General features: G+C 66.3%; 8 protein-coding genes. All 8 read left to right on the top strand.

Annotation, left to right across the window (positions count from 1 at the left end; translation table 11 throughout):
- The 8 genes from QU595_RS23785 to QU595_RS23750 all read left to right on the top strand — a co-directional run bounded on the left by QU595_RS23785 (position 1) and on the right by QU595_RS23750 (position 13,789).
- On the top strand, positions 1 to 939 hold the full coding sequence (locus tag QU595_RS23785) for an ABC transporter permease (RefSeq protein ID WP_315926633.1): 939 nt from the start codon (positions 1 to 3) through the stop codon (positions 937 to 939).
- A gap of 315 nt (positions 940 to 1,254) precedes the next feature.
- Positions 1,255 to 6,633: a DUF4082 domain-containing protein gene (locus QU595_RS23780; protein WP_315926631.1), complete on the top strand. Its 5,379-nt coding sequence runs from the start codon at positions 1,255 to 1,257 to the stop codon at positions 6,631 to 6,633.
- 42 nt (positions 6,634 to 6,675) lie between these two features.
- Positions 6,676 to 7,929: a GTP-binding protein gene (locus QU595_RS23775; RefSeq protein ID WP_315926629.1), complete on the top strand. Its 1,254-nt coding sequence runs from the start codon at positions 6,676 to 6,678 to the stop codon at positions 7,927 to 7,929.
- A gap of 28 nt (positions 7,930 to 7,957) precedes the next feature.
- Positions 7,958 to 8,284, top strand: a complete 327-nt coding sequence (locus QU595_RS23770; protein ID WP_315926627.1) for a hypothetical protein — start codon at positions 7,958 to 7,960, stop codon at positions 8,282 to 8,284.
- 27 nt (positions 8,285 to 8,311) lie between these two features.
- Complete coding sequence (locus QU595_RS23765; RefSeq protein WP_315926625.1) at positions 8,312 to 10,486, top strand: peptidase domain-containing ABC transporter; 2,175 nt, start codon at positions 8,312 to 8,314, stop codon at positions 10,484 to 10,486.
- Complete coding sequence (locus QU595_RS23760) at positions 10,483 to 11,883, top strand: HlyD family type I secretion periplasmic adaptor subunit (protein ID WP_315926623.1); 1,401 nt, start codon at positions 10,483 to 10,485, stop codon at positions 11,881 to 11,883. Before QU595_RS23765 ends, QU595_RS23760 begins: the two co-directional genes overlap by 4 nt.
- Positions 11,884 to 12,010: 127 nt before the next feature.
- Complete coding sequence (locus tag QU595_RS23755) at positions 12,011 to 13,072, top strand: DUF1403 family protein (protein ID WP_315926621.1); 1,062 nt, start codon at positions 12,011 to 12,013, stop codon at positions 13,070 to 13,072.
- 3 nt (positions 13,073 to 13,075) lie between these two features.
- Positions 13,076 to 13,789, top strand: coding sequence for an SMC-Scp complex subunit ScpB (locus tag QU595_RS23750; protein WP_315926619.1), 714 nt, complete (start codon positions 13,076 to 13,078; stop codon positions 13,787 to 13,789).
- The last annotated feature ends 22 nt before the right edge of the window (positions 13,790 to 13,811 follow it).

Genomic DNA, 13,811 nt, shown 5'->3' with positions numbered 1-13,811 from the left:
ATGGAAACCGACCTCGTCTCCTCCACCTTCCTTGTCGCCTGGCTCGCCGCGGCCGTCCGGCTCGCGGGCCCCTTGCTGCTGTCGGCGCTGGGCGAGATCTTCGCCGAGCGCTCCGGCGTCCTCAATGTCGGCATCGAGGGCACGATGCTGATCGGCGCCATCGCCAGCTACCTGGCCGCGCTGGCCACCGGCAGTCCGATAATCGGGCTGCTGGCGGCGATCCTGGCCGGCGTGGTCGTCAGCCTGTTCCTTGCCTGGATGTATGTCACCGTCCAGGCCAACCAGGTCGTGGTCGGCATCATCTTCAACATATTGGCGCTGGGATTGGCGAGCTATTTCTACCGGCTCGCCATGGGCGGGGTCACCGGCCCGCAGAAGATCGCCATGTTCGAGCCGGTCGCGCTGCCGTTCCTGTCCGGCATTCCGCTGCTCGGCCCGATCCTGTTCAACCACACCGCGCTGCTCTATGCGGTGATGCTGCTGGTCCCGGTCGCCGGCTTCGTGCTCTACCGCACCAAGCTCGGCCTGCGCCTTCGCGCGGTGGGCGAGAACCCGCGTGCGGCCAGCACGGCGGGCATCAGCGTGTCGCGCATGCGCTATGTCGGCGTTCTCGTCTCCGGCGCGGCTGCCGGTGCCGCGGGAGCCTATCTCATCCTGGCGCAGGTCGGCCTGTTCCGCGAGACCATCGTGGCGGGGCAGGGCTTCATCGCGCTCGCCATCGTCATCTTCGGCCGCTGGGACCCGTACAAGGCGGCACTGGCGGCGCTGGTGTTCGGCGCGGCGGACGCGCTGCAATTGTCGCTGCAGCTGTTCCATGTCGGCCTGCCGCCGCAATTGCTGCTGTCGCTGCCCTACCTGCTGACGGTGCTCGCCATGTCGGGCCTGCTCGGCAAGGCGCATCAGCCGGAAGCGCTGATGACATCCCATCGCAAGGAGTGACGCCGGCGCGATAAGTGTCCCGGGCGCTCGTCGACGGCCGCCGGTGCTTGCCAGCCCGGCGGCCGTGCCATGTCGGCTGCCGGCATCGGTGCCCGGGCAGCCCGAAGGAACGCGTCTTCGCGGCCTTCTACGCTTGGTGGAGCACTTCGCGGCTGGTCCGTCGCGTCAATGCACGCCATAGGTGCAGGGTAAAGGGCTACCCCTAACCGAAAAGGCGTGCGTGCTACTCGAATGACTATACTCCGTGCCCGCGCAAATGGGCGCAAGCTGTCGGCCTTGTTTGAAGTACGATGAACTTTGCGGGGGCAAGGCGAGATGGCTTCTCAAACGAAGAAGAGCAATCCGTTCCTGAGCATCTTCGGGGGTGCCGCAGGCATCGCCTATGCCCCGTCCTCGCCCTCTTTCGTGAGTGGTATGGCAGGCAACGCCGCTTCGGCGTTGGGTTCGTCCGGCGCGCGGCTGGTGGCCCTGGGCTCGGGCCTGTTCGGATCGACGGGCGCCGGGCTGGCAGACATCCAGGACGACGCGGGCGTCGATGAGGAGAAGTCCGCGTCGAGCACCGGATCGTCCTCGCCGTTGGTGCAGCCCGCCGCAGCGGCTGCCCTGTCCTCGTCATCTTCCTCGTCCCCGTCCGGCGACGGCACGCAAGCGCAAGCGTCTCCCGGCAGCACTACTCCCGTTGCGACTTCGCTTTCGGTGCCCGCCGACAGCTCCTCCGGTGCCGTCGTTCAGACCGACCCGGCCTCATTCCTGTCTCGCGTGCAGTCGTTCTCGACCGGGTTCGACGCCGTTTCCGAGCCCGCCCCGGGATCGAGCACCGCGGGTGGCGGCCAGCCCGCACTCGTGGGCGGTGGCCAGCCTGCCCTCGTCGGCGGCGGTGAGCCGGCCTCTGCCACCAGCGCCGCACCGACGGACGAAGCCGGGGGTGGAACCGTCTCCCCGGCGCGTCAATCCGCCGTCGATCCGGGCACCGGCGTCAACGCGAATGTCGCTGCGCCGACCACCGGGCAGGCAACCACGCTCAACAAGATCGCCCTGGAGAACATGAAGCAGGGCAATCCCGAAAGCGAATGGGGGCTTTCCGGCGACGGCGACACCAACATCCAGGGCTTCGCGGCCGAGATGAGCGTCAATCTCGGCCAGGCGGTGAACTTCAAGATCGCCACCGATTCCACCCACTACCGCATCGATATCTACCGGCTCGGCTATTATGGAGGCGCCGGCGCGCGCAAGGTGGGCTCGATCGAGCAGAACCTCGCCAGCGCGCAGGTGCAGCCTCACCCGATCGTGGACTATTCGCTGGGCCTCATCGATTGCGGCAACTGGGGCGTGTCGGCAAGCTGGCAGGTGCCCACGGACGCGGTCTCGGGCGTCTATATCGCCAAGCTGGTGCGCGAGGACGGAACCGCCGGCGAAAATCTCATTCCATTCGTCGTGCGCGACGATTCCTCGAAAAGCAACATCGTCTTCCAGACCTCGGACACGACCTGGCAGGCCTACAACGCCTGGGGCGGCGCCAGCCTCTACTATGGCGAGGTCCCGCTCAATCCGGACGACATGATGGCCTATATGCCGCCGAACTGTCATTGCGGACTGAAGGCCATCGGACGTGCCTATGCGGTGAGCTACAACCGCCCCTACATCACCTCGACCAGCCCGGTCGGAGGTCCGTGGGATTTCGTGTTCGGCGCCGAATATTCCGCCATCCGCTGGCTGGAGCAGAACGGCTACGACATCTCCTACATTTCCGGCGTGGATACCGCCCGCTCAGGCAACCTGCTGCTCAACCACGACGCCTTCCTGTCGGTCGGCCATGACGAATACTGGTCGGGCGAGCAGCGCACCAATGTCGAGGCCGCGCGCGACGCCGGCGTCAACCTCGCCTTCTGGAGCGGTAACGAGGTCTATTGGAAGGTGCGCTGGGAAACCAGCATCGACGGCAGCGGCACACCCTATCGCACCATGGTCTGCTACAAGGAGACTTGGGCCAATGCCGACATCGATCCGAGCAGCACGGGCACCGGCACCTGGCGCGACCCGCGCTTCGCCGATCCGGGCCAGAAGCCGGAGAATGCGCTGACCGGAACCATGTTCCAGGTGGACAGCTACCGGCAGGACACGATCAGCATTCCCTACGACATGTCGAAGCTCCGCTTCTGGCGCAACACGGACGTCGCCAACCTGCAACAGGGGCAAACGGCGACGCTGGTTCCGAACCTGCTCGGCTACGAATGGGATTCCGACGTCGACAACGGCTTCCGGCCGGCCGGGCTGGTCAACCTTTCGCTCTCCACGGTTTCAGTCGATACCTATCTCTATGACTACGGCTCCACCGTCGGTCCGGGCACGGCAACCCACAGCCTGACCATGTACCGCGCCGCAAGCGGCGCGCTCGTCTTCGGCGCCGGCACCGTCTACTGGTCATGGGGTCTCGACGACAATCACAAGGCGGAAGCCACGCCGGTCGATCCGAACGTCCAGCAGGCGATGGTCAACATGTTCGCCGACATGGGCATTCAGCCGACCACGCTGCAGGCGAGCCTGGTGCTCGCCACCCAGTCCACCGACCATATGGCGCCGGTTTCCACCATCACCTCGCCCGTGATGGGCGCCAGCTTCGTGGAGGGCCAGCGCGTCACCATCACCGGCACGGCGCAGGATCTCGGCGGCGGCCTGATCGCCGGCATCGAGGTTTCCACCGACGGCGGCCAGACCTGGCACAAGGCCACCGGCCGCGAGAACTGGAGCTACAACTGGATCGCGCAGGCCAGCGCCACCTATGTCATCAAGTCGCGCGCGGTGGACGACAGCCTGAACCTCGAAACCCCTTCCGCCGGCAAGCAGGTGACAGTGAGCCTGCCTTCGACATCGAGCCTTTGGACCTTCGCCAGCAAGCCCGCCCAGGAAACGGTGGTGGAACGCCAGCCGGTGGCGCTCGGCATGCAGTTCCAGGCGACGACTTCCGGCTATGTGAGCGGCATCCGCTTCTACAAGGGCTTCTACAACGCCGGCGACCACTCGGTCGATCTGTGGACGTCGAACGGAACGCTGCTGGCAAGCGGCGTCTCGGTCGGCGAGACATTGTCCGGCTGGCAGACCGTGGATTTCGCGAGCCCGGTGCGCATCACCGGCGGCACGGCCTACATCGCCTCCTATCACACCAACGGCTACTATTCCGTCACGGACAATTATTTCGATCAGGCCTATACGAACAATCTGCTGTCGGTGTCGACGAACGGAGCCGTGTTTGCCTATGGCGACACCAACGTCTTCCCCAACCTGCACTACAATGGCAACTACTGGGTCGACGTGGTCTTCACGCCCGATCCCAACAAGCCGCCGGTCGCGGCCGACGATTCGGGCTTCACGACCGCCCGGGATGCCACTCTCGCGCTGACCTTCGCCACACTGACGGCGAACGACACGGACCCGAACGGCGATGCCCTCACCATCATTTCGGTGTCGAACGCCGTCCACGGGCTGGCGACCATCGACAGCCAGACCAAAACCGTGCGTTTCACGCCGAGCACCGGCTACAGCGGCGACGCCAGCTTCACCTACACCGTCTCGGACGGGCGCGGCGGAACGTCGTCGGCCACTGTCAGCCTGACGGTCAACCAGCCCGGCATCGGCCTTACGCTGTTCAAGGACACCGACATGCCGACCGGCTCGGTGCAGAACGACAACGCCGCGCTCGAACTGGGCGTGAAGTTCGTGGCCTCGACCAACGGCACCATCACCGGCATCCGCTTCTACAAGGCGGACGGCATGACGGGCGTGCACACGGGCTCGTTGTGGACCTCGACCGGCACCTTGCTGGCGACGGCCACCTTCACCGGCGAGACCGCCAGTGGCTGGCAGACGGTGACCTTCTCCAGTCCGGTCAGCATCACCGCCGGCACTACCTATGTCGCGTCCTATCACAGCGGCGGCGCCTATGTGGCCAATTCGAACTATTTCGGGTCCGCCTATGTGAACGGGCCGCTGAGCGCGCTTTCCAGCGCCCAGGGCAACGGCAACGGCGTGTTCGTCTACGGCAACGGCTTCCCGACGGGCAGCTACCAGGCCACCAATTACTGGGTGGATGTGGTTTACAACCAGGGCACGGGCGGCGTGAACCATGTGCCGGTGGCGGCGAACGACAACGGCTTCTCCACGCTCTACGGTACGCCGCTCACGATTTCCGCCTCGGCGCTGCTGGCCAACGACAGCGATCCTGACGGCGACCCGCTGGCCATCACGGGCGTCGGCAGCGCCGTCAACGGCACGGTCGCCTTCGATGCCCAGAACAACGCCGTCACCTTCACGCCGACAGCGGGCTACACCGGCGGCGCCAGCTTTTCCTACACCATCTCCGACGGACGCGGCGGCGTGTCGAGCGCTACGGTCAGCCTTTCCGTCGGCGGCTCTGCGACCGCAGAGAGCCTGTTCTCGCCCAGAGACACTCCGGCGGTCGCGGCCGATGGCGACCCCGGCTCCGTCGAACTCGGCGTCAAGTTCGTCGCTTCGGCGAATGGCACCATCACCGGCCTGCGCTACTACAAGAGCGCGCAGGACACCGGCACCCATGTCGGTTCGCTGTGGACCTCGACGGGCACGCTGCTGGCCAGCGCCACCTTCACCAACGAGACCGCCAGCGGCTGGCAGACGGTGAGTTTCGCCAACCCGATCAGCATCAGCGCCAGCACAACCTATGTCGCCTCCTACCATTCGAACGGCCACTACGCCGCCGATGCGAACTATTTCACCACCGCGCATACCAGCGGCTCGCTGACCGCGCCGGCCAGCGGTTCGAGCGGCGGCAACGGCGTCTACGCCTATGGCTCGTCCTCGCTGTTCCCGAACCAGAGCTACAACGCGGCCAACTACTGGGTGGATGTGCTCTACGAACGCTCCAGCGCCAACAACGCACCCGTGGCGGCCAACGATTCCGGGTTCCAGACCAATTCCGGCTCGCCGCTCGTGCTCCAGGCTTCCGCGCTGCTGGCCAACGACAGCGACCCTGACGGCGACCCGCTGACCATCACCGGCGTCGGCAGCCCGGTCAACGGCACGGTTTCGTTCGACAGCCAGAACAACACCGTCACCTTCACGCCGACCACCGGCTATTCCGGCGCTGCGTCCTTTTCCTACACAATATCGGACGGGCGCGGCGGCACGGCCAGCGCCCAGGCCTCGCTCACCGTCAACGATCCGAATCCGGCAGTCAGCCTGTTCTCGGCCAGCGACACGCCGGCCCGCACCTATGTGGCAGATCCCAACAAGGTCGAGCTCGGCATGAAATTCCAGGCCGACGTCGCTGGCACCGTCACCGGCGTCCGCTTCTACAAGGGCGCCCAGAACACCGGCACGCACAATGCGCATCTGTGGACGGCTACCGGCTCGCTGCTGGCCAGCGCCACCTTTGCCAACGAGACCGCGAGCGGCTGGCAGACGGTGACGCTCGCCCAGCCGGTCCAGATCCAGGCGGGAACGACCTATGTCGTGTCCTACAGCTCCAATGGCAACTATTCGGCGACGAGCAATTTCTTCGGCTCTTCCGTTACGAACGGTCACCTGACGGGACTTTCCGACGCCCTGGCCGGCGGCAACGGCGTCTATGCCTATGGCGACAGCGGCCTATTCCCGACCAACAGCTACAACAAGACCAACTACTACGTTGACGTGCTCTTCAAGCCGCAACTGGCGGCCTAGAGCATGACCCCGAAAAGTGGAAACCGGTTTTCGGAGAAGGTTATGCTCAAGCAAAAGGTCGGGGCGGCGACGGCGGGGACTCGGGGCAACTCGGACCTTCTCCCGGTAACGGTGCTGACCGGCTTTCTCGGCGCAGGCAAGACCACGCTGCTCAACCATGTGCTCGCCAACCGCGAAGGCCTGCGCGTGGCGGTGATCGTCAACGATATGAGCGAGGTCAATATCGACGCCGACCTGGTGCGAGAGGGCGGAGGGGATCTCTCGCGCACGCAAGAGGCGCTGGTCGAACTCAGCAACGGCTGCATCTGCTGCACGCTGCGGGAGGATCTGCTGGCCGAGGTGCGGCGCCTCGCGGCCGAGCGGCGCTTCGACTACCTGTTGATCGAGGGCACCGGCATAGCCGAGCCGCTGCCGATCGCCGCCACCTTCTCCTTCCGCGACGAGTCCGGGTTGGCGCTGAGCGACCTTTCCCGGCTCGACACCATGGTCACCGTGGTCGACGCCTTGAACCTTTTGGCCGACTATTCCAGCCGGGACCTGCTCAGCGACCGCGGCGAGGTGCGCGACGGCGAGGACCAACGCAGCGTCATCGATCTTCTGGTCGAGCAGATCGAGTTCTGCGACGTGGTGGTGCTCAACAAGATCTCGGAGGTGGACGAAGCGGCTCGCGCCGAACTGCGCGCCATCGTCGGCTCGCTCAATCCCGACGCGCGCGTGGTGGAGACGGATTTCGGCAGGCTGCCGCTTTCCGCCATCCTCGACACCGGCCTGTTCGACGAAGCGAAGGCGGCCACCCATCCGCTCTGGTTCAAGGAACTCTACAATCCCGCCGCGCATGTGCCGGAGACCGAGGAGTACGGCATATCGAGCTTCGTCTATCGCGAGCGGCGTCCCTTCGACCCCGAGCGCTTCCACAAATTCCTCGACCGCAGATGGCCGGGCCTGATCCGCGCCAAGGGCCATTTCTGGCTGGCGACGCGGCCGCAATGGGTCGGGCATCTGTCTATCGCCGGCGCCCAGATTCACGCGGGACCGCGCGGCTTCTGGTGGGCTTCCGTGTCCAAGGACAAATGGCCTGCGCATCCGCAGTTCCGCAGCCATCTCGCCAGGCATTGGAGCCCGGTCTGGGGCGATCGTCGCCAGGAACTGGTCTTCATTGGCACCGGGCTGGACCGTCAGGCGCTGAAGGCGGCGCTCGACGAATGCGTGGCCGAGGTTTGCGAACAGGCAGGGCCGCACCAGAAGCTGGCGCTGAACGATCCGTTCCCGCCGTGGGTCTACCCGCATGCGGCCTGAGCTTTCCCGTTTCACCAAGGAGAAGACGATGAGAGACGAACTCTATGCCGACGGCATCGGCGAGATCACGGTGACCGGATCGATCGTGCGCATCGACATGGTCAGCCTTTCGGCCACGGAGCGCGACGAGAAGAACACGCCGAAGACTGAGCTGCGCCAGCGCATCATCATGCCGCTGGACGGCTTCGCCAACGCGGTCGACCTGATGCAGAAGGCGCTTGCCGGGCTGGTCGAGGCGGGTGCCGTGCGCCGCATCGGCGATATTTCCAGAAGCTCGGATGGAAAGGCGCCCCCGGTGCAGGCTTCGACCCAGGCCTCGGCGTCGGGACCGAACGCATCGCCGAATTTCAACTGACGGCGTCCATCGGGGCAGGGGGCAGACATGGTCACGCAGCCGCACACGAGCCTGCAATGCCTGGCGGCGATCGCGCGGCATCACGGCATCGACCTGTCGCCCGAACGATTGCAGCACGACTATGCGGTCGGGTCGGAAGCGCCATCGTCACGCCTGATGCTGCGCATTGCCAAGGATGCCGGTCTCAGGGCCAAACGCACGCGTCTCGGCTGGCATGACCTCATCAAACTGCGCGACGCCTATCCGCTGATCGCCGAACTCGAGAACGGCAACTGGGTCATCGTCGGCGGCATGGCCCGTGGGGATGGGGCCGGCGGCGACGGGGCAGGCGCGGAGGGCGAACCGCTCGTCAGGGTGTTCGACCCGCTGGCCGCGCGGCCCGAGCCGCTGCTGCTTTCGCGCGAGCAGTTCAACCGCCAATGGAGCGGCGGGGTGATGTTCCTGAAGCGCGGCTATGCGCTTTCGGACGCCGACCAGCCTTTCGGCTTCCGCTGGTTCATCCCCGAACTGGTGCGCCAGCGCGCTTTCTTCCGCGACGTCGCGGTGGCCGCCTTCGTGCTCTACGCGCTGGGACTGGCCACGCCCATCTTCTTCCAGCTCGTCATCGACAAGGTGCTGGTGCACGAAAGCTATTCGACGCTCACGGTGCTGACCATCGGCATCGGTGTCGCCCTGCTGTTCGATGCCGCCTTCACCTATCTCAGGCGCTACCTGCTGCTCTACGCCACCAACCGCATCGACATAAGGGTGGCCACGCGCACCTTCGCGCATCTGCTCAACCTGCCGATCTCGCTGTTCGAGCAGATGTCGGCCGGCGTGCTGGTCAAGCACATGCAGCAGGCGAGCCGCATCCGCGAATTCCTGACCGGCCGGCTGTTCCTCACGCTCCTGGACGGCATCTCCTTGTTCGTCTTCATACCGGTGCTGCTGCTTTACAGCGTGAAGCTGACGCTGGTGGTGCTGAGTTTTGCCCTTCTGGTCGGCGTGATCGTCATGCTGCTGGTCGGCCCGTTCCGCCGCCGTCTCCATGCGCTCTACAAGGCCGAGGGCGAGCGCCAGGCGCTGCTGGTCGAAACCGTTCACGGCATGCGCACGGTGAAGTCGCTGGCGCTGGAGCCGCGCCAGCGCCGTGTGTGGGATGATTCCGCCGCCGCCGCCGTTTCCCTGCGCTTCCGCGTCGAGAAGATCTCGACCGCGGCCCAGGCCGTCACCGGGCTGGTGGAGAAATTGCTCAGCGTCGCCATCATCGGGCTGGGCGCACTCGACGTGTTCAACGGCGCCATGACCATCGGCGCGCTGGTGGCCTTCAACATGCTCGCCGGCCGCGTTTCCGGACCGCTGGTCCAGATCGTCACCATGGTGCACGAATATCAGGACATCGCTCTTTCGGTGCGCATGCTGGGTGAGGTCATGAACCGCAAGCCCGAGCAGTTCGGACGCGGCCACGGCCTGCGCCCGCCGCTGGAAGGCAGCATCGAGTTCGAGAACGTCTCCTTCCACTACGCGCCGGACGCCGCGCCCGCGCTGGACGACGTCACCTTCTCCGTTCCGGCCGGCTCCGTCTTCGGCATCGTCGGCAAGAGCGGTTCGGGCAAGACCACGATCACCCGCCTCATCCAGGGCCTCTATCCGGTCCAGCAGGGGCTGGTGCGCATCGACGGCTATGACAGCCGCGAGATCGACCTCGTGCATCTGCGCCGCTCCATCGGCGTGGTGCTCCAGGACAATTTCCTGTTCCGCGGGACGGTGCGCGAGAACATTGCCGCCGCCAAGCCGGATGCGACGCTGGAGGAGATCGCGCAGGCGGCGCGGCTGGCCGGCGCTGACGAATTCATCGAGCGGCTGCCGCGCGGCTTCGAGACCATGCTGGAGGAGAATGCGGAGAACCTTTCCGGCGGCCAGAAGCAGAGGCTCGCCATCGCGCGCGCGCTCGTCACCGATCCGCACCTCTTGATCTTCGACGAGGCGACCAGCGCGCTGGACCCCGACAGCGAGGCCATCATCCGCGACAATCTCAGGCGCATCGCCGAGGGCCGCACGGTCATCATCGTGTCGCACCGGCTTTCGACGCTGGCCGACGCCGATGCGATTCTGGTGATCGAACGCGGCAAGATCAGCGATCTGGGCCGCCACGACCAGCTCATGTCGCGCTGCATGGCTTACCGCCATCTGTGGAACCAGCAGACGAGGCAGGCAGCATGAGCGACGAAGAAGAAGGCGGCGATGCCCAACTCCCCGTTCCCGCCGCCCGGCCGGCCCACGAGATCGCGCCGAGGTCCAGCCTGGTTATTTCCGAATTCCAGCCCGATGCGGTGGAACTTGAGGAGCGCGCGCCGTCGAAGGTGGCGCGGCTCACCCTCTATGGCGTGACGGCGCTCATCCTGTCTGCCGTCACCTGGGCTTCGGTCTCCTCCATAGACGAGATCGTGGTGGCGCCGGGCAAGCTCATCACCACGGCGCCGACCATCGTCGTGCAGCCGCTGGAGACTTCCATCATCCGCTCGCTGGACGTGAGCACCGGCGATGTCGTGCATGCCGGCCAGAAGCTGGCGACGCTGGACGCCACCTTCACGCAGGCCGACGTGGACCAGCAGCGGCTGAAATTCGCCGCGCTCGACGCCCAGGTGAAGCGCCTCGAGGCCGAGATCGACGGCACGGATTATACGCTGACCGCCGGGACCTCGCCCGACGAGGTGCTTCAGATAAACCTGTTCGGCCAGCGCCGCGCCTTCCAGATGGCGCAATTGCAGAACTTCGACCAGCAGATCGCCGCGCAGGCCGCCGCCATCAGTTCCAACCGCGACCAGGAGGCAATCCTCGCCGCCCGCCGCGACACGCTGGCCGAGATCGAGAACGCCCGGCAGACGCTCTATGACCGGCAGACCGGCTCGCTGCTCAACCTTTTGTCCTCGCGCAACGATCGCTTGACCGTCGATTCCGGCATCGCACAGTTGCGCGGCAATACGAGCACCTCGCAGCATACGCTGGACAAGCTGAAGGCGGACCGGCAGGCCTTTATCGAGGACTTCCGCCGCGCCACGATGGAGCAGCTCGTGGAACTGCGCGGCCAGCGCGACACGGCTTCGGAAGAGCTGAAGAAGATGGAGCTGCGCCGCAACATGGTGACGCTGACCGCGCCGGCCGACGCGGTGGTGCTGGACCTTGCCCAGCGATCCATCGGTTCCGTGGTGCGCGAGGCCGAGCCGATCGTCACGCTGGTGCCGCTCAACGTGCCGCTGGAAGCGGAGGTGTCCGTCGACGCTCGTGACATCGGCCGCGTTTCCGCCGACGAGCCGGTACGCATCAAGTTCGATGCCTTCCCGTTCCAGAAATACGGCACAGGTTCGGGCTCGATCCGTACCATCAGCCGGGACGCCTATCCGGCCGGGGAGAAGGACGGGAAGGAGAGTTCCGCCCCGCCCGTGTTCCGGGCGCGCGTGACGCTGGCGGACACCAATCTGCGCGGCCTCGCCGAGCCCGTGCGGTTCCTGCCGGGCATGACCGTCTCGGTCGAGATCAAGGTCGGCCACCGCAAGGTCATCTCCTACTTCCTCTACCCGCTGCTGCGCGGCCTCGACACGGCCATCAAGGAGCCGTGACCGCCGACCGGCGGCATGCACCGGAACGCATGGCGTGGCGGCAGTTCTGCCACCCGTCACAAATGCTGTGCGCTTTTGCGATCATCGCTTCCGCATAAGTGCACTGGATGCGCTATGGTGACGGCGCATGATTCCATCCGCCGTCGCCCGTTCTGATCTTCCTGCCGCCGGCGCCAAGCGGGGCAGGGCGGCGCGCATCGTGGCCATTCCTGTCGAGCCGGAACCGCTGATCGTGCCTTGGTGGGCGCTTCCGCAGGAGCAGGTGCCGCAGGAGCCCGAAGCCGCGTTCCTGGCAGGTGCCGCGCTGAATTCGCTCGACAGGCTGGTGCGCTCGCAGCCTGTTTGGACAGGAGCCTGGCGCCAGCGGCTTGCGCTCGGCTGCGCGGTCGCTGCCTGCCGGCTTGCCGGCCGCACCGAGAACGAGGCGGCCCTGCGCGATGCCTGGGTGCTGCGGCCGGCCGGCGTTTCCGAAGGCGAGGCAATCGAGGCGCTTGGGCCCGGCGGTTCGCTGCTTTCGGCCTGGCGTCTGCTGGCGTCCCGCGCGCCGGATGCGGACACATCGGCGCTTGCCCAGGTGGCCGAACTGCTGGGGCTCGCCCACGACAGCGGGCTGGAGGCGATAGCCGGCCTTGTCTCGAGGCGACGGGATTCGGAGGAGCGGCAGCCGGCGCCCTTTGTCGCCGCGACCCTTGCCGGGGAGGCCATGGAACTACGCCCCGATGCGGAGCTGCTGGCCTGGTGGCTGGCCGATTTGGCGCTGGCGAAGGCCATGCGCTGGCCACGCGCCGTGCCGCTGTTCATGGCGCAGGCCTTCGCGCCCGCCTTCCGGGTCGAGGAAGCTGCTCAAAGCGACGGAATGCGCCGGAAGAGGACGAGACTGCGGCCCGGCGCGGACGGTTTTCGTGCTGCTTTCTACGTCGCGCTGGCGCAAGGCGCCGCCGACGCCCTGCGGCTCGCCGGGGAGATGTCGCGACGCGCCGCCCGGCTTGCGGAGGTCGAGCCCAGGCTTCGCGCCAAGGGCGCGCCCGATGCCATTCGCCTGCTGCTGGAAGACGACACGGTCCCGGGCACCTTCGCGACGAAGAAACTGTCGCGCTTCGCTTCTCGGCGGCTGTTCCAGCGGCTGGAAGGGTTGGGCGCAGTGCGCGAGCTTTCCGGGCGCACGGCTTTCCGGCTGTACGGGCTGTAGCCGATGAACGACCGGACGGCGGAAACGATCGAAAGGCATGAACGGCGGGGACGCGCGCGCGAAACGACGCGGCCGCCTCTGCTCGACACCGAACTGGAGCACCTGCCGCCGGAACTGCGCTGGCGCGAATGGATGGGACGCGTCGAGGCGGTGATCTTCGCCTCGGCCGAGCCTGTGTCGCGCAAGGTGCTTGCCAAGGTCGTCGGAAGGAACTGCGATCTCGACCTGATCATCGAAGACATCCGCGCCGAGCTTGTCGGGCGGCCCTATGAACTGGTCGCGGTGGCGGGTGGCTTCCAGCACCGCACGCTCGGAAACTTCTCCGATGCCATCCGCACCGCCCTGGGCTCCGCTGTCCCGGAAGGGGGGCGGCCGCTGACCAAGTCGGAGGCGCTGGTGCTGATGACGATCGCCTATTTCCAGCCGATCACGCGTGGCGAGCTGTCGACGTTCTTCGGCAGGGAGATCAGCCGCGACCTGATCGCGGCACTGCGCTCGAACGATTTCATCGCCTCGGGTCCGCGCAGCCCCACACCCGGCGCGCCCTATACCTATGTCACGACCCGCGCGTTCCTCGCCCATTTCGGGCTCGACACGCTGCGCGACCTGCCCGATTTCGAGGCGCTGGAAGACGCCGGCCTGCTTTCCAAGGACAAGCTGCTGGCCGGCGACGTGCCCGTCGCCATGGCGGGCAGTCCGGACGACGACGAAGAATAGAGAAGGCATGGGCACAGGCTGC

This window comes from Mesorhizobium sp. SP-1A, from assembly GCF_032460275.1.
Taxonomy (GTDB): domain Bacteria; phylum Pseudomonadota; class Alphaproteobacteria; order Rhizobiales; family Rhizobiaceae; genus Mesorhizobium.
The sequence above is the reverse complement of the archived record's forward strand: the minus strand, read 5'-3'. Positions and strand labels throughout refer to the sequence as shown.